This window comes from Aquimarina sp. AD1 (genome assembly GCF_003443695.1).
Classification (GTDB): domain Bacteria; phylum Bacteroidota; class Bacteroidia; order Flavobacteriales; family Flavobacteriaceae; genus Aquimarina; species Aquimarina latercula.
Genome location: NZ_CP031966.1, coordinates 4,476,501 through 4,493,422 on the forward strand (window position 1 = coordinate 4,476,501; position 16,922 = coordinate 4,493,422).

Annotated in this window: 16 protein-coding genes; 3 read left to right on the plus strand and 13 right to left on the minus strand. The window is 32.6% G+C overall.

Going from position 1 to position 16,922, the window contains the following annotated elements; genetic code table 11:
• Positions 1 to 24 precede the first annotated feature (24 nt).
• The 4 genes from D1815_RS19210 to D1815_RS19225 form a co-directional block, all read right to left on the minus strand.
• Positions 25 to 690, minus strand: a complete 666-nt coding sequence (locus D1815_RS19210) for a hypothetical protein (protein ID WP_199726749.1) — start codon at positions 688 to 690, stop codon at positions 25 to 27.
• A gap of 216 nt (positions 691 to 906) precedes the next feature.
• Positions 907 to 1,221: a YbjQ family protein gene (locus D1815_RS19215; protein ID WP_027393402.1), complete on the minus strand. Its 315-nt coding sequence runs from the start codon at positions 1,219 to 1,221 to the stop codon at positions 907 to 909.
• A 65-nt stretch (positions 1,222 to 1,286) separates the two neighbouring features.
• Positions 1,287 to 2,000 carry a PspA/IM30 family protein gene (locus D1815_RS19220; protein ID WP_027393403.1) on the minus strand — a complete coding sequence of 238 codons (714 nt, stop codon included), beginning with the start codon at positions 1,998 to 2,000 and terminating at the stop codon, positions 1,287 to 1,289.
• A 4-nt stretch (positions 2,001 to 2,004) separates the two neighbouring features.
• Entirely contained in the window at positions 2,005 to 2,400 is a 396-nt protein-coding gene (locus D1815_RS19225) for a molecular chaperone Tir (RefSeq protein ID WP_027393404.1), read from the minus strand.
• A gap of 325 nt (positions 2,401 to 2,725) precedes the next feature.
• On the opposite strand from D1815_RS19225, the gene D1815_RS19230 reads away from it, so the two are divergent.
• The 3 genes from D1815_RS19230 to D1815_RS19240 all read left to right on the plus strand — a co-directional run bounded on the left by D1815_RS19230 (position 2,726) and on the right by D1815_RS19240 (position 4,979).
• Entirely contained in the window at positions 2,726 to 3,484 is a 759-nt protein-coding gene (locus D1815_RS19230) for a helix-turn-helix domain-containing protein (protein ID WP_118388942.1), read from the plus strand.
• A 449-nt stretch (positions 3,485 to 3,933) separates the two neighbouring features.
• Positions 3,934 to 4,398, plus strand: a complete 465-nt coding sequence (locus tag D1815_RS19235) for an ankyrin repeat domain-containing protein (RefSeq protein WP_118388943.1) — start codon at positions 3,934 to 3,936, stop codon at positions 4,396 to 4,398.
• A 74-nt stretch (positions 4,399 to 4,472) separates the two neighbouring features.
• On the plus strand, positions 4,473 to 4,979 hold the full coding sequence (locus D1815_RS19240; protein ID WP_118388944.1) for a hypothetical protein: 507 nt from the start codon (positions 4,473 to 4,475) through the stop codon (positions 4,977 to 4,979).
• A 9-nt stretch (positions 4,980 to 4,988) separates the two neighbouring features.
• On the opposite strand, the gene asnS is transcribed toward D1815_RS19240, so the two are convergent.
• The 9 genes from asnS to rplM form a co-directional block, all read right to left on the minus strand.
• Entirely contained in the window at positions 4,989 to 6,431 is a 1,443-nt protein-coding gene (gene asnS / locus D1815_RS19245; RefSeq protein ID WP_027393409.1) for an asparagine--tRNA ligase, read from the minus strand.
• A gap of 679 nt (positions 6,432 to 7,110) precedes the next feature.
• Complete coding sequence (locus D1815_RS19250; protein WP_027393410.1) at positions 7,111 to 9,513, minus strand: RND family transporter; 2,403 nt, start codon at positions 9,511 to 9,513, stop codon at positions 7,111 to 7,113.
• A gap of 85 nt (positions 9,514 to 9,598) precedes the next feature.
• On the minus strand, positions 9,599 to 12,040 hold the full coding sequence (locus D1815_RS19255) for a DUF5686 family protein (protein ID WP_027393411.1): 2,442 nt from the start codon (positions 12,038 to 12,040) through the stop codon (positions 9,599 to 9,601).
• 87 nt (positions 12,041 to 12,127) lie between these two features.
• Positions 12,128 to 12,691: a ribosome recycling factor gene (gene frr / locus D1815_RS19260; RefSeq protein ID WP_118388945.1), complete on the minus strand. Its 564-nt coding sequence runs from the start codon at positions 12,689 to 12,691 to the stop codon at positions 12,128 to 12,130.
• Positions 12,692 to 12,749: 58 nt separating this feature from the next.
• Positions 12,750 to 13,457 (minus strand): UMP kinase, encoded by a 708-nt coding sequence (gene pyrH, locus D1815_RS19265; RefSeq protein ID WP_027393413.1) that lies wholly within the window; start codon positions 13,455 to 13,457, stop codon positions 12,750 to 12,752.
• Positions 13,458 to 13,912: 455 nt separating this feature from the next.
• Complete coding sequence (gene tsf, locus D1815_RS19270; RefSeq protein ID WP_027393414.1) at positions 13,913 to 14,875, minus strand: translation elongation factor Ts; 963 nt, start codon at positions 14,873 to 14,875, stop codon at positions 13,913 to 13,915.
• 163 nt (positions 14,876 to 15,038) lie between these two features.
• The gene (gene rpsB, locus D1815_RS19275) at positions 15,039 to 15,884 is read right to left on the minus strand and encodes a 30S ribosomal protein S2 (protein WP_027393415.1); all 846 of its coding nucleotides are present in this window, start codon (positions 15,882 to 15,884) and stop codon (positions 15,039 to 15,041) included.
• Between the two features lie 132 nt (positions 15,885 to 16,016).
• On the minus strand, positions 16,017 to 16,403 hold the full coding sequence (gene rpsI / locus D1815_RS19280) for a 30S ribosomal protein S9 (RefSeq protein ID WP_027393416.1): 387 nt from the start codon (positions 16,401 to 16,403) through the stop codon (positions 16,017 to 16,019).
• Complete coding sequence (gene rplM / locus D1815_RS19285; protein ID WP_027393417.1) at positions 16,403 to 16,858, minus strand: 50S ribosomal protein L13; 456 nt, start codon at positions 16,856 to 16,858, stop codon at positions 16,403 to 16,405. Before rplM ends, rpsI begins: the two co-directional genes overlap by 1 nt.
• Positions 16,859 to 16,922: the final 64 nt, after the last annotated feature.

Here is a 16,922-nt window from a genome sequence, read left to right on the forward strand (position 1 = left end):
AAAATTTTTATTTTAGGAATTCTATTAGTCATCATAAGACTGTGCATAGTAGTAGTTTTTGTCTCCTGACTGTTTTATAATTAAAATTTCCTGATGATAGTTTATTTCCTCTCCATTTAGAGATTTAACATATATAGACATTGGATTTCCTTCTACTACTACTTCTGCGGAACCCATTTTGTCTTCCGATATTGTTGATTGAATTACTCCTTTTCTACCTATTAAGTCGATTGGAGCATCTCCATCTTTATTTAGGTTTTTAAAAAAACTTTTGAAAGGAGTAGTGAAAATTTTAGTTATTAATAGAGAAGGAATGATTCCAGCAAGGAAGAAAATAAATCCAATATCACTATTGTAACTATGAGTCAAACTTGTCGTTATCGTGGTGCACAACCACCATATAAATATCCAGCATGTGAACGTGAACATAAATGGAAGACCAACGAAGTTGAAATAAATTAAAAGAATTTGCCACCATTTTAAGGGTTTTCTTCTTTTTCCAATAACATCTTCTTTATTAACTTCTGTATTAGCAATATCTTCAAAATCTAGATTACCACCTTCTATATTACTATCAGTGTCCATATCTAGATCTAAATCCGCATCCACATCAATATCTACGTCAACATCTAGATCAAAATCAATTCCTGAAATCATTGTAAATAACCAATACAAGATTAATAAAATCATTAGTACGGTTAATACAATATTTACTTGCGAAAAAGCTATGTCGACCAATTCTTTCAATGTTTTAGTTGTTTAGTTAATTAATTGATAGTTATTTAGTTATCCCTCTTTTCAAAATCTTCCGTTTGATATATCTTAATTCTTCTAATCGCTAAACATACCAGAATTACTAAGATGAATGCCCAAAACAGTATTACAAATAGTCCTTCCATAACTCAATCATTTAAGTTTTACTGCTGTCCCATATGCTAAGATTTCTGATGCGCCTTGCATCACCATGGAAGTAGTTAGCCTCACATTAATAACTGCGTCCGCTCCTAATCGTTGCGCATCTTGATTCATTCGCTGTAATGCTTGTTCTCTAGATTGTGCTTGCAATTTGGTGTACTCTTCAATTTCACCACCAACTATGTTTTTTAGCCCTGCAAAAACATCTCTACCAATATTTCTTGCTCTCACTGTACTTCCTCTTGCTATTCCTAAAATTTGAATTACTTCTTTATTAGGTATCTTTTCTGTCGTAGATGTTACCATGATTTATTAGTTTTTTTGTTAATACTTTGTCGATTGGACCAAAAGTGGCTGATTATTAATTACTTCTATTTCTTTTTGTCATTCAGACCTAATTGCTCTTTTAGCTTAGCTAAATCATCTTCAGCATTTGTTTTTGTGATATCAACTGCTTTGTCAAGTTCTTCATCAATAGATTTTGATGCATTGGCAATATCTCCATAAGCTTCTGCTAAGGCTTCTTCTTGATTTACCTTATCCTTCATCCTTTCTAACATAGAAACTGTACTAGAGCTATCGATTTCTGCCATTTGTTTATTCACATTTTTAGTGGCAGCAGACACTTTTACTCTTGCTTTTAGCGTTTTTAACTCATTTTCCCATTTGCTTATGTTCTGTTTAATCTCGCCTACATTCTTTTCTAATTGAGATACAGAACTATCAAATTTTTCGGTTTCAAGTTTACCACGAGTTACATGTTGTAAAGATTCTTCCTTTTTAATCAATGCTTCTTTTGCTAATCGATCGGCCTCTGCACTTTCTAAATCTCCACTTTGTGCTTTTTTAAGAATAAGCATCGCTTTTTGCTGATAATCTTCAGCTTTTGCAGCAAACTCTTCGGTATCATTTTTAGATCGAATAGCTAAAGCTTTTACTTGTGCTAAAGCTTCTAGACTTTTCTCGAGATCAACCTTCATATCTCGGATTCCTTGTTCAGTCATTTTGATTGGATCTTCCATCTTATCGATAGCAGAATGTGCTTCTGCTTCACCTATTTTAAATAGTCTTTTGAAAAAGTTCATAATATTAATATTTTGAAAAATTTATAATTTGTTGCGAGTATTCACTTAATAGTAGACTTAAAGAATTTAGGGTTCCTTCTAATTCGTTTAAATCCAAGTTTTCTAACTGTAGGGTATCTCTAAAGATTACTTTTTCTCCAGTTTCATCCAGAACAAATGCTCCGTGAACGATATCCCTGTTTTTTTGAAGTAAACTGCGGTATACTAGTTCGTTTTTGTTTTTTATATTGAAAATATGTTGTTCAATAATCAAAATTGGTAATGCGACACCAATAATTAGATTTTTAATTCCTTCATTTTCTTTACTGATCATAATAATTCCATCGCCACTATTTTCGTGAATGATGTTAAAATTAAGTTTCAATAAGTAATCTTTCACCAATTGGAAGTGATCTTGCATGTGATGGTTGTTTTGACTGATTATTAGTAATTTATTTCTTGTTTCTGACCTTATATCAATATTACAAAAAGTACGATAACTTTTCTACTATATCGACGGCTAAATTGACAATGTATTGCACTGCGGATATCATGGGTATGTTATTTTTTATGATTAATGAATTAGTTGTTTGCTAAAATTTTTAGTATGTTTTTTGATTTTGCCCAAAATCAATACACTTATTAAAAGTATTTCTACTAAAATTAGCATTTATTAAATATATTAGCTAATATTGTTAGTGTAAAAGTACAATAAATTTTTATAATTGCAAATAAAATTAGCAAAAATGTCATTTTTTGGAAAAAATATTAAAAAAATTAGAAGTGTAAAAAGTTTAAGTCAACAGGCTTTTGCGGAGCTTTTTGACTTAAAAAGAGGGACTTTAGGGGCTTATGAGGAAGGTAGGAGTGAACCGAAGATAGATACGATTATTAAAATAGCTAATTATTTTAGCATTGAAATAGATAAGTTGCTAACTAGTGAACTGACCGTAAATGAGCTTTTAAAGTTTAAGGGAGATCTAACTACATACGCAGAAGATGTAAAACGTGAACAGTTTGCACTAATTCCTTGTATTACTGAAAGTACATCTGGGGAGTATATATCATTATATAATAAAGATAATTTTATAAAAGAGCTTCCTACGATTCAATTACCGGTAAATCCAGCTAAGGTTTTTAGAGGGTATACCGTATTGAATTTAGAAATGACTAATCATGATCAAGGATTTTATCCAAAAGATATCGTGATTGGAGAAAAAGTACCATCAGATGTTATTAAGAAATTGAATAATGGAACTTTGGTAGTTGCTTTAACGGACTCGAAATTAATCTTTAGAAGATTATATATTACTAAAAATAGCGTGGTATTACGCGCAGATCATAAAAACATTGAGGATGACGAGTATCCGATTTCAGAAATAAAAGAAATGTGGCGAGTACGCTATGTGTTTTGCAAACGTATTCCTGAATTTGCAGATGGTATGGAAGGTAAGTTGCAAATGATAGAACAAGAATTATTTAGAATGAAAGAAAAGTTAGGATAATTATTATATGAATATTATATAAAAAGAGGAGCGGCTGCTCCTCTTTTTTGTTTTAGAATCTATTTTTCATTATTGATCCCATTCTGTTTTCGAGGGAGAAAAATTTCTAAATGATAACATGTTTGATTTTAAAAATATATTAAGATCAGCAATTCTATATATGTAAAATTAGTATAACTGGCAGTTCGTTATAAAAAGTGCTAAAGGTATTCATTTGTTAAATGTTTTTGATATAAGTTTGATAGTAGCTTCTGGAGATTCCTGTGTAATGACTGATTCATCGAGTAAAACTCACCCGCTTTTAGAAAAAATTAGATTTTAGTGTAAGTTTTGCCTTAGAAATTATAAATTTCTCCTAATTAGAATGTTGCTGATCTTTTTTTTGATATCTTCAGTAGTTATTAAGCGTATTTAGCTTATTTATAAAAAATTATTGCAACTTTATTTCAATGGATACAATTTTTGATGCGATTAGATCACAGAATTTAGAAAGTGTTCAAAACTTTCTTGCCAAGGATGGTAGTTTGGTTAATACAAAAGATCAAAGAGGATCTACACCTCTCTTATTGTCTACTTATTACGGTTTTCTGAATATTGTTAAACTTATTATTAGTTATAACCCAAATATAAACGAACAAGATGCTTCTGGAAACACTGCTCTAATGGGTGTTTGTTTTAAAGGGCATTACGAGATTGCAGAATTATTGATTTCTTCGGGTGCTGATGTCAATATCAAAAGTTACAATGATGCAACCGCTTTAATATTTGCAGCTACTTTTGGTCAGAAAGAAATTATAAAATTGCTGATTAAAAATGGAGCAGATGTAGGTGCTAAAGATAATAATGGGTATACTGCAGCAATGCATGCTGAGAATCAGGGGATTGATTTTTCAGAATTGTCGAATGTAATCTAGTGCGTATTAATTCAGTTGTACACTATATAAAATCCGTTAATATTCGTTCTACCGATATAAAAAGGCGTTTGTTAATGTCTTCATCCACTGTAGCTACTTTTCAGTCTTTTCTTAAAGATAGTATAGGAGATGAAGTATTAATAATAAATACCAATGTCGGTATGGAGATTTATTATTATTCTGTAAATGATTATGGTAATTTTATAAAGGAAAGTGCACTTCTGTATACTCTAAAGCATATTGATAACACAAAATTAAAATTTAGAAATTCGGTTACCTCTGAAGAGGTCAAGAGAAATTTTACGGAAGCAATTATTACTTTTGCGAAGTATCCCCAGATGTTTTTGGCGTATACAAAGAAGTTTATTCGACTTAGGGATATTAATACAGGAAGTGAGTACGTAATGCCTATTTTGGATGATTTTTTTGAAGATGCTATGAGGTTATTGGCAGAAACAGGAAAGGTCCCACATTACGAAAAAATTCAAAAAGCAAAAAATAAATCTCAGGAACTAGATGGTAATCAAAAGGTGATTTATGATCTAATTTCTGAGATTTTATTAAAGAAACATAGAAATTAAACTATGTTTTTAGAATTCTGCATTTAATGGAGTCCTTGGATAAGGTATTACATCACGAATATTACCCATTCCAGTAACAAATAATACAAGTCTTTCGAAACCTAGTCCAAAACCACTGTGTTTACAAGTTCCAAAACGACGTGTGTCTAAATACCACCATAATTCTTCTTCAGGGATATTTAAAGCTGCCATTTTTTCTTTAAGCACATCAAGTCTTTCTTCACGCTGAGAACCTCCTACAATCTCTCCAATTCCTGGGAATAAAATATCCATTGCTCTCACTGTCTTTCCATCTTCATTAAGTCTCATATAAAAAGATTTAATATCAGCTGGGTAATCAAATAATATTACTGGACATTTAAAATGTTTTTCAACTAAAAAACGTTCGTGTTCACTTTGTAAATCTGCACCCCATTCGTTAATTGGAAATTTAAATTTCTTTTTCTTATTAGGTTTAGAGTTTTTTAATATTTCAATAGCTTCAGTATAACTAACTCGCTTAAAATTATTCTCCAAAACAAATTTTAACTTATCTCTAAGTAGCATTTCTGCTCTTTCCGCTTGAGGTTTTTGTTTATCTTCCTGAACTAATCGTTCTTCTAAAAATGCAAGGTCGTCTTGGCAGTTATCTAAAACAAATTGAATAACATATTTTATAAAATCTTCTGCTAGATCCATATTACCATCTAAATCACAAAAAGCAACCTCAGGTTCTACCATCCAAAATTCTGCAAGATGACGAGAAGTATTAGAATTCTCTGCTCTAAATGTAGGTCCAAAAGTGTACACCTGACCTAATCCCATTGCGTAAGTTTCTGCCTCTAATTGACCAGATACTGTAAGGTTTGTTTCTCCTCCAAAGAAATCTTGTTTGTAATCTACTTCGCCATTTCCATCCTTTGGGATGTTGTTAAGATCAAGGTTCGTTACTTTAAAAGCTTCTCCTGCTCCTTCTGCATCACTTTTGGTAATTACAGGAGTATGTACATAATAGAAGTCATTTTTTTGAAAATACTCGTGAATAGCGAACGATAGTTTCGATCGCATGCGCATAATTGCTCCGAATGTATTGGTACGAATCCTAAGATGAGCTTGCTCTCTTAATTTTTCTAAACTATGACGTTTAGGAGAAAGGATAGTTAGTTTTAATTCTTCAGAATCAGCTTCGCCTTCAATTTCAATACTTGTAGCTTTTATTTCTACACGTTGGCCTTTACCTTCACTTTCTGTTAACGTACCAGTAATTGAAAGTGCAGCGCCGATATTTATTTTTTCTATAATCGAAGCATCTATTGTATTATCTTCAATTACGCATTGAATATTTTTAATTGTTGATCCGTCATTTATCGCTATAAAACGATCATTACGAAAAGAACGAACCCATCCTTTTACACAGACAGGCTGCAATAGCTGATCACTTTGTAGTACGTCTATTACTTTAGTATGTTTCATCAATCTTATTTTTGTATGTTTTACATCTATTGGATGCAATACACAATCAATATTATCTATTTAATAATACAGTTGCGTTACTTTTTATTTCTATACTTTTTAGGGAACTACCTAAATTTGAATTTATTCCAGATTATCCGTTAAAAAATTCAAGGTAGCAAAGATAAATTTTTAATCGAATTGATGCATAGTCTTACTCTTCAAAAAATACTTAAATTCTATAGATCTTGAATTTCATTTTTTTGTGATAACAAAAATAGAGTGATTTTAAGCGATTATATAATCCGACGGTTTTTTCTAGATGAATTCTATGTAAAAACCGTAAAAGTATAGTTTTTTGGGGAAAAAATAGTTTTTTTTATTGCTTTTTTCAAAAAGAAGGTAAAAAATTCTTACAAAATAATTTTTTTTAAGTATTTGGTTACAAAGTGATTATGGTTTTTTAATCCAATTTTGGATTACAAAAAAAAAGTTAAACCTTTGTTTATTTTATCGAAAGGGGGAATTCCCCCCATGAATGGGTTTCAAAATACAAAAAGGGGATGTATATTGCATATGCAATTATGACGATTGTGTTTACGTTAAGTTTAGTTCGATAGGTTTTGGGGTAATCTATCTTACACGGAGTCTCGCTAGTTTACTAGTGAGACTTCTTTTTTTAGATTAAATTATAGCAATATTATTGTTCTTCTTCTTCAAGAAGTTCTTCATCACTTGCGATAATTTTTAAAGCAGGTTCTTTTAAGGTTTTCTTATTTGCTATACTTCGCTCTAAAGAAAGTAATAAAGAAGGGAGTAGTAAAAGATTGGCTAACATTGCAAAAAGCAATGTAGCAGATACCAATCCTCCAAGTGCTTTAGTTCCACCGAAACTTGAGATCATAAATACCGAAAACCCAAAGAATAAAACTGTGGATGTATAAAACATACTTACGCCAGTTTCTTTTAAAGCAGCAAAAACGGATTTGCGAATTCTCCAATGGTTAGATTTTAATTCTTGTCTGTATTTAGCTAAGAAATGAATTGTGTCGTCTACGGAGATACCAAAAGCGATACTGAAAACCAATATTGTAGATGGTTTTATTGGAACTCCTAAAAAACCCATTAAACCTGCTGTCATAAGTAATGGTAGGAGGTTTGGGATCAGAGAAATAATAATCATTTTAAATGATCTAAACATCCATGCCATAAATAGTGCAATCAGGACAATTGCTAATCCTAATGAAAAGATAAGGTTCCAAACTAAATAGGTAGTTCCTTTCTGAAATATTAGAGCTTTACCCGTAAATGTAACTTCATATCTATCTTTTGGGAATAGTTTTTCTAGTTTTGGTGCTAGGTTGGCCTCTATTCTTTCCATTTCTTCAGTTCCAACATCTTTCATGAATGTAGTAATTCTAGCATATTGTCCTGTTGAATCTACATAACTATTCATAGCTCCAGCTTCGGATTCAAAGCTTTTGGCATAAGGCAGAATAAAATTTCGTTCTTGACTTGTTGGTAACTGATAGTATTTTGGATTTCCATTATAATAAGTCTGTTTAGCGTATTTTACTAAATTGACTATTGATATAGGTTTAGATAATTCTGGTGTTTCTTCGATTAATTCGCTCAGTTGCTCCATTCTACGTAAGGTTGGTAATTTTAGAACCCCTTGCTTACGTTTTGTGTTGATTAATATTTCTAATGGCATGATACCATCAAATTCATCTTCGAAAAATTGAATGTCTTGGAAAAACCCAGCCGATTTAGGCATGTCTTCTAGTAAACTTCCGGAAACTTTAATCGTGTAAATGCCGATTATGCTAGCTATAAGGATGATTAAAGAGGATGTGTATATAGTGATTCTTCGATTTTTAACAGCGTGTTCCATCCAGTTTACAAGTCGTTCTACCCATCGCTTACCTAGATGTTTTAAATGCCTTTCTTTTGGTTGAGGCATATAACTGTAAATAATGGTTATTACTAATAAGCATAATATGAATAGTGCAACAATGTTTAGCGCAGCGACAATACCAAACTCTTTTAGTAGTTTGCTCTCCGTTAAGGCAAAGGTTGCAAAACCAGCTGCGGTAGTAACGTTAGTCATTAGAGTGGCGTTCCCGACTTTGGTAATAACTCGTTGTAATGATTTAGCTTTATTTCCGTGTTTTTTTATTTCTTGTTGATACTTATTTATTAAGAAAATACAATTGGGAATTCCAATAACGATTACAAGAGGAGGGATAATTGCCGTAAGAACGGTAATCTCGTATTCTAATAAGCCTAGTAGACCAAATGCCCACATAACACCTATAATAACTGCTGTCATCGAAATAAAAGTGGCTCTAAATGATCTAAAAAAGAAAAAGAAGATTAAGGAGGTAACTAGCAATGCTGCTAAAATGAATATTTGAATCTCATCCATGATGTTTTGAGAATTCATAGTTCTGATATATGGCATACCAGATACTTTTATATCCATATTGAATTTTTCTTCAAATTCTTTGATTTTTGGATTTAAAGTATTTTCAATAAACTTTTTTCGAACAATTGTATTAACAATATCCTTGTTTAAATAAATAGCACTCTGTATGGTGTTTGATTTGTTGCTGTAGATTAAGCCTTCATAGAAAGGTAATTTGTTAAAGAGTTCGTGCTGATATGCAGAAACTTTCTCATCTGTATAAATACTATCTTTTATAAAAGATACTAGCTCGAATCTAGCTGGATTATCCTTCTTTTTAAGCGTTTTTAGATCGCTTACAGAAATCACGAGGTCAATCTCACTATATTGTTTGAATGAATTATTAAAATCATTCCAGGCCTTTAATTTTGTTGGAGTAAATAGAGAACTATCATTTACGGCCATAACAATAAGGTTGCCTTCATCACCAAATTTCTCTAGAAATTCTTGATACTTTATGTTTACCTCATGATCATCTGGAAGAAGATTTGCTTCTGTAAAAGAGAATCGCATATTTTTCCATTGAAAACCTAGAAAAACTGTAATTCCAATAATAATTATAAATATAGCTGCTCTATTACGGAGTATAATTCCAGCCAATGTATTCCAAAACCCGAAAGTTAATAACTTTGCCATTCTCTATTTTCCTTGTGCAAATGTAAGAATTTGAGGTTTTAATACTTAAAAAATATTCAAAAGAAAATGAATAAATAATAATGAGTTAAAGCTTTAAGTAAAAAGTGAATTTAAAAGCGATATTGTCTTCTAGTTTTGGTAAATGATATGCCCCATATCTATAGGCAAAGCTCAACCCAAAGCCAGCAAAAAGCTTATTTATTTCGAATCCAGATTCTTGATATCCTTGCTGTAGGGAATTGAAATTAACTCCTTGGTGCTTATCACGATTACTTACATCTCCAATAGCGTATCGAGTTATTAAAACCATTTCAGGTTTTAGCCAACTAGCTATTTTAAAAGGCCTTAATCGGTGTCTGACTTGCAGTGTAGCTAATCTATCGCTAAAAAACTCACTAAAATACATGGTTTCAAAACTTCTTCGTCCTGCAACAGAAAACCTCTGAAAGATAGTTTCTTTTGTTGGGGCATTGGGATATGCGTGGTATAAATGTGTTAATGGGATATCTCCGCTGGCAATATCAGCTTCAAGAAGTAAGCTAGTGCTCGATTGATTAAGACGGTTAATAATGTATTCCGCTTTGACTCCAATTTTACTATAGTTAAAATCACTATCAAATACGCCTTTGTATCCTTGGGTGTATTGAGCTGTTATTTTTGGATAACCATCTTGTATTTCTTTAAATCCACTCGGAGTTTTTAAGAATTTACTAAATGGACTCCATCTAAGTGCAATTGTGGATTCTGCTGTTTTGTAGCTGGAGAAGGAATTACCATTATTGAGATATGTATAGCCTCCTGTTTGATCAATGTTACTTACAGAAAATTGAGTTTCGGATAATAATTTAGGTAAAATTCTATGTTGTAAGCTTGTGCTCCATGTTCTGTGTTTATAATAAAAATCAATATTTACTAAGCGTGGTTCAAATAAAGAATAAACACGTCTGTCGGTTAGATAAAAGAAACTTCCAACTTCTTTGAGGTCATCTGTGTAATTTATGTTTAACCAAGATCCTGAATCTTTATTAAGTAAAACACCGCCGCCAAGACCGAATTTAAACCTTCCATCTCGAAATCCATAAACTAAGTATCCTTCGGTTCGGAATCGTTTAGAGAATTTCTCATTGGTTAAACCTCCGATTCCTAAACGTAAACCTTCAAAATTATTATATTTTATAGGATAGGTTAGGTCAAAGTCAAAAAAACCAACGGGATAATACCCAATATTAAAACTTTGAATAACGTCTATTCTTCTTTCAATATTTTGAGCTTGAACAATACTGTCTACTATTGAAAAAGAATTTAGATCTTTTGCTGTAATTGCACTTGTTCGATATTTATTCCAATAATCTTCATCTCTGGTAGTGGCTTCAGGATCTATTTCTATAGCAGATTGTTGCAGTTTAATTTTGACATCTTTTTTGGTATTGTAGTCAAAGAAATCTGTTTTTGAAATTAGAAAATCATTATTGCCGGTAAAACTTTTCTTGTCATTCCCTAATCTACCGACAGATATTTGTCCACCAAACAAAGTTACTTTCTGTTTTCCGATCCCCGGTCTTATGGTAACTTCTTGATTTAGTGGGAACCATAATTTTTCTTTTGGATCATATTTAAAATCGTGATTTACTAGGACATTGAGTTCTCCTCTTAGTTCTGCTACTGCCTTTTGGATAGCAAGTGTTTCCATGTCTAAGTACAAAACACCTTCTAAACTGGCAATTCTTTTGGATCTTCTAGGTTGGAATAGAATTACGTATGCAGGCCTTTTTCCTTGGGTAGTATCTAAAACTTTATAATAATAGTTTTTGAGGGCCCTATTGGATAAAGGTCCAGCATATCTGTTATTAAAGATTACATAGTTTTCTTTATACAGCGAATTGGATTGAATTTTAATGCCTAGAACATTGTAAACTGGTTTGTTAAAACCTGTCATTCTCGAAGCAAGAACGCTTTCTTTTTCATCACGCCCCTTATTAAACTCATGTAGGCTAACTTTTTCTGAAAGAAAAGAATGTGCGTCATTAAAAATCCGTTCCATATCTACTTTTGTAGTGTCCGGAGTTTCAAACGTAGCCTGATTATCTTCAGTAATTTTAAATTTATTATAAGTTTTATAACTATAACTTTTTAATGCCTTGTTAGGGTTGTTTTTTGTTTTATTTGATATAGCTTGTTTGATAATATTAGAAGCAACGCTTCCTGGGATATCAAGTTTTACTGCTGCTAGATTTTCTGATTTAGGAGAAAGCTGTATTTCTACCTTAACAATATCTTCAGATTTAATGGAGAAGTTCTTGGTAGTGTACCCTATGTAGCTAACAGTTAAGTTTATTGGATAACTTTCGCATCGTATTACGAATTCTCCAGTCGATGAGGTTAGTGCATATGAATTATGATCCGTTTTTACCGTAGCGAACGGTAATGCTTGGTTGGTGCTTTGATCAATTACTTTTCCGGTAATGCTAATTTGAGATAGTACAACAAAATGAGTGAAAAATAATAAACAGAAGAGTTTGTTTTGCATTATCCGATTTGATTCATAGTAATTGAAGATATACAAAAGTGTTTTGTTCTTAAAACACTTTTGTATACTATTGTTTTTGAAAAAGTATTATACAGTCATAATTTCCTTTTCCTTAACTGATAACATTTCATCAATCTTTTTGATGTAACTGTCAGTTAATTGTTGAATATCTGATTCGGCATTTTTTGCCATATCTTCAGATAAACCATCTTTTTCTAATTTTTTAATTTCATTGTTGGCATTTTTACGGTCATTACGTACACCAACTTTTGAGTCTTCTGCTTCTGCTTTCGCTTGTTTTACTAAATCTCTACGACGTTCTTCGGTTAGAGGCGGTACACTAATGATAACGCTTTCTCCATTGTTCATAGGATTAAAACCAAGATTAGCCATCAAAATTGCTTTTTCGATTTCTTGAATTAAAGATTTTTCGAATGGTTGGATCGTAATTGTTCTTGCATCTGGTGTATTTACATTTCCTACCTGGTTTAATGGCGTAGGATTTCCATAATACTCAACCATAACACCACTAAGCATTGCTGGTGATGCTTTTCCTGCTCTTATAACAATTAGTTGTTTTTCTAAATGGGCGATAGCACCCTGCATAGATTCTTTAGTTGAATCCAGAATAAAATCTACTTCTTCGTTCATCGTAATATAATTCTTTTCTTTTTTTAGTTGATCAAAAAACGAGCCACTTTTTGTCTTGTTACAGATTTACCTTTGTTCCGATAGATTCTCCAGAAATGACCTTTAATAAATTTCCTGTTTTATTCATATCAAAAACTATGATAGGTAATTCATTTTCCTGGCTTAACGTAAAGGCGGTTGTATCCATAACTTTAAGTCCCTTGCTTAAAACATCATCAAATGTAATAAAATCAAATTTAGTGGCTTGAGAATCTTTTTCGGGATCTGCTGTGTAGATTCCATCTACTCTTGTTCCTTTAAGAATAACATCGGCGTTAATTTCTATAGCTCTTAATACTGCTGCAGAATCTGTAGTAAAATAAGGGTTACCGGTTCCTCCACCAAAAATTACAACTCTTCCTTTTTCTAAATGTCTAATCGCTCTTCTTTTGATGAACGGCTCAGCTACTTCATTAATTTTTATTGCAGATTGTAGCCTTGTTGGAATTTCGGCATCTTCTAAAGCACTTTGTAATGCTAATCCATTAATTACAGTTGCAAGCATTCCCATATGATCGGCTTGCACTCGGTCCATACCTTTGCTGGCTCCTGCAACACCTCTAAAAATATTACCGCCTCCTATAACAATGGCAACTTCTACACCTCTATCAGTTATCTGTTTGATTTCGTTAGCATATTCTGCTAGTCTTTTAGGATCGATTCCGTATTGACGTTCTCCCATCAGGGCTTCTCCTGATAATTTTAGTAATATTCTGTTGTATTTCATCATTTGCTTGAACTGTGGTGCAAATATAATGATATTCTTAATTTAGAAAATACTTTACTAAGTAAAGGTAAATCTAAAAATAAAAGCTTTAGAGTATTGTAAATATCGAATGACTAATAAAAAAGGGTTCTTTTCCCCTGACGCCCCTATTGATTGGTCTTTAAGAATGTCATAGGTTTGCCAAAGGAAAACATAACAGAGGGAGATGAGGAATATTTTTGAAATAGTGAAGAAGCGTTTTTTGAACTTACAAATTCACGAAAGTGTAATTTGTATTCTAGACTGATTGGGGAGTTAGTCTTTTTTGGGGTAGCATTTTGGAGGGGTCCAAAATGTTAAAGAAAATGTTTCGGAAACTACTAGAAAGTATTTCGAAAAATGACGAAAAAACCGCTTCAATCGAAGCGGTTTTTGATTTTTAACACAGGAAATTAATCCTTATTTTTAGTGTTCGACTATAGAGAGATTCTTTCGAAACTTACTACAGAAACATCGCCTAATGTTTTTACGTAGTCTCCAACAGTCTTCTTTTCATCTTTAATGAAGTTTTGATCAAGAAGACATTGCTCTTGATCAAGAGTAGTGTTGTCAGAAATAAATCTTTCTAATTTACCAGGAAGGATTCTGTCCCAAATTTGCTCTGGCTTTCCTTCTGCTTTAAGTTCAGCTTTAAGTTTTTCTTCAGCTTCAGCTATTACTTGATCAGATAACTGAGATCTTGAGATGAACTGAGGAACATTTTTTAATGTTTTACCAAGTCTACCAAGCTCAATATTTTCTTTCTCTATAGCAGCGATTCTTGCTTGAGTTTCTGATGCTACAAATTCTGGATCAAAATCTTTGTAAGATAATGTAGTCGCACCCATAGATGCAACCTGCATAGAGATATCTTTAGCAAGAGCTTCTGCGGAATCAATGCTAGAAGATAATCCTGTAAGAGCACCAATTTTATTACCGTGGATATAAGACCCTACAAAAGGAGCTTCTAAAACTTTAAAGTCTCCAATTTCGATTTTTTCACCGATTACTCCTGTTTGTTCAATAAGCTTGTCCTGAACACTCATTCCGTTAAAATCAGCAGCTAATAATTCTTCTTTAGAAGAACTGTTAAGAGCTAATTCTGCTAATTCTTTTGCTAAAGAAACAAAAGAGTCGTTTTTACCTACGAAATCAGTTTCACAGTTAAGAGAAACAATTACACCTTTATTTTTAGCGTCATTAACTTTTGCGATAACTGCTCCTTCAGAAGATTCTCTGTCAGCTCTTTTATCAGCTATTTTTTGTCCTTTTTCTCTAAGGATTTTTATTGCTTTGTCAAAATCTCCATCAGCTTCAACAAGTGCTTTTTTACAATCCATCATTCCGGCACCTGTAGCTTTACGTAATTTACTTACTTCTGCGGCTGTAATTTTTGCCATATCGTTTAAATATTTAATGTGTTTGTGTAAAAAACAAGTCGCTTAGTTTTTACTATTGTGAAAGTAAAGAACTAAACGACTCATTAATTTATATTAAAGTTAAGTTTTGTAACTTATTCTTTAATAATATGATTCTTAATGATTGAAAGCAATCAATGAATGTTTATTCTTCTTCTTGCTTGGCTGCTTCAGCTACTGCTGGAGCTTCCTCAACCTTAGCTGGAGCTTCTACAGCAGGTGCTGCTGGAGTTTCAGCTTTAGCAGGTGCCTTTTTTTCAGCTTTTGCTGAAGCATCTGCTTTAGGAGCTTCTTTAGAAGCTTTTCTTTCACTTAATCCTTCGATAATAGCATCACTTACATAAGTCATTACTTTGTCGATTGATTTAGAAGCATCATCATTTGCAGGGATTACATACTGAACCTGACGTGGATCAGAGTTAGTATCAACCATTGCAAAAATTGGAATGTTTAATTTCTGAGCTTCTTTTACCGCAATATGCTCACGAGTAATATCTACAACAAATAATGCACCAGGTAGACGAGTCATATCAGAGATAGAACCTAAGTTCTTTTCTAATTTAGCTCTTAAACGGTCTACTTGTAAACGCTCTTTCTTGGATAATGTGTTGAAAGTACCATCTTTTTTCATTCTATCGATAGCAGCCATTTTCTTTACGGCTTTACGGATAGTAACGAAATTAGTAAGCATTCCACCAGGCCATCTTTCAGTGATGTAAGGTTGGTTTGCTTTTGCTGCTTTTTCAGCAACGATTTCTTTTGCTTGTTTTTTGGTAGCAACAAAAAGAATTTTTCTACCAGATGCTGCGATTTTCTTTAAAGCTTCACTTGCTTCGTCAATCTTTGCAGCTGTTTTGTATAAATTGATGATGTGGATTCCATTACGCTCCATATAAATATATGGTGCCATATTAGGATCCCATCTTCTTGTCAGGTGACCAAAATGTACACCTGCATCAAGTAAGTCTTTTACTTCGATATTGTTTGCCATTTTTGTAATAGTTTACGTTCTGTTGAATTAGCAATATTCAAGTGGCTATCGCTTTTGATAAGGCCTTGAATATTTAGATGCTAAACTAACCTCCCTAAAATCGGGGATAACAACAAATACTGTTTTAATAAATTAACGTTTAGAGAACTGGAATTTCTTACGAGCTTTCTTCTGTCCGAATTTCTTACGCTCTACCATTCTTGGGTCTCTTGTCAATAAACCTTCTGGTTTAAGGGTTGCTCTGTTTTCTTGATCTAACTCGCACATCGCTCTAGATATTGCTAGACGAATTGCTTCAGCCTGTCCTGTGATACCACCTCCATATACGTTTACATTTACATCGAACTTTTCCTCATTGTCTGTTAGGGCAAAAGGTTGGTTCACTTTGTATTGTAATGTAGCAGTAGGAAAGTAATCGTTAAGATCTTTTTTGTTGATCGTAACTTTTCCAGAACCTTCTTTAAGGTAAACTCGAGCTACAGCCGTTTTTCTACGACCAATTTTGTGAATAACTTCCATTACTTAAATTCTTTTAAGTTAATAGTTTTTGGTTGCTGAGCATCTTGCTTGTGATCTGCTCCAGCATGTACCTTTAAATTACGGAATAAAGCTGCTCCTAATTTGTTTTTAGGTAACATTCCTTTTACCGCTTTTTCGATTAAACGCTCTGGGTTTTTGTCAAATAACTCCTGAGCAGTAAGACTTCTTTGCCCTCCAGGGTAACCAGTATGACGGATATACGATTTATCAGTCCACTTTTTTCCTGTTAAATTGATTTTTTCGGCATTTGTAATAATTACATTATCACCGCAATCAACATGTGGGGTAAAGTTAGGCTTATGCTTTCCTCTTAATAGTATTGCTACTACAGAAGATAGACGTCCTAAAGTCTGTCCTTCAGCATCTATATGTAACCATTCCTTAGAAACGGTTGCCTTATTGGCAGATACTGTCTTGTAACTTAATGTGTCCACACTAACTAATTTTACTAATTAAACATTCCTTTCCTATATAAAATAGGGGTGCAAATGTACAATT

Coding starts and splice junctions, on each gene's coding strand:
- D1815_RS19210 (WP_199726749.1), bottom strand. CDS start 690: ATGATTTTATTAATCTTGTATTGGTTATTTACAATGATTTCAGGAATT.
- D1815_RS19215 (WP_027393402.1), bottom strand. CDS start 1,221: ATGGTAACATCTACGACAGAAAAGATACCTAATAAAGAAGTAATTCAA.
- D1815_RS19220 (WP_027393403.1), bottom strand. CDS start 2,000: ATGAACTTTTTCAAAAGACTATTTAAAATAGGTGAAGCAGAAGCACAT.
- D1815_RS19225 (WP_027393404.1), bottom strand. CDS start 2,400: ATGCAAGATCACTTCCAATTGGTGAAAGATTACTTATTGAAACTTAAT.
- D1815_RS19230 (WP_118388942.1), top strand. CDS start 2,726: ATGTCATTTTTTGGAAAAAATATTAAAAAAATTAGAAGTGTAAAAAGT.
- D1815_RS19235 (WP_118388943.1), top strand. CDS start 3,934: ATGGATACAATTTTTGATGCGATTAGATCACAGAATTTAGAAAGTGTT.
- D1815_RS19240 (WP_118388944.1), top strand. CDS start 4,473: ATGTCTTCATCCACTGTAGCTACTTTTCAGTCTTTTCTTAAAGATAGT.
- asnS (WP_027393409.1), bottom strand. CDS start 6,431: ATGAAACATACTAAAGTAATAGACGTACTACAAAGTGATCAGCTATTG.
- D1815_RS19250 (WP_027393410.1), bottom strand. CDS start 9,513: ATGGCAAAGTTATTAACTTTCGGGTTTTGGAATACATTGGCTGGAATT.
- D1815_RS19255 (WP_027393411.1), bottom strand. CDS start 12,040: ATGCAAAACAAACTCTTCTGTTTATTATTTTTCACTCATTTTGTTGTA.
- frr (WP_118388945.1), bottom strand. CDS start 12,691: ATGAACGAAGAAGTAGATTTTATTCTGGATTCAACTAAAGAATCTATG.
- pyrH (WP_027393413.1), bottom strand. CDS start 13,457: ATGAAATACAACAGAATATTACTAAAATTATCAGGAGAAGCCCTGATG.
- tsf (WP_027393414.1), bottom strand. CDS start 14,875: ATGGCAAAAATTACAGCCGCAGAAGTAAGTAAATTACGTAAAGCTACA.
- rpsB (WP_027393415.1), bottom strand. CDS start 15,884: ATGGCAAACAATATCGAAGTAAAAGACTTACTTGATGCAGGTGTACAT.
- rpsI (WP_027393416.1), bottom strand. CDS start 16,403: ATGGAAGTTATTCACAAAATTGGTCGTAGAAAAACGGCTGTAGCTCGA.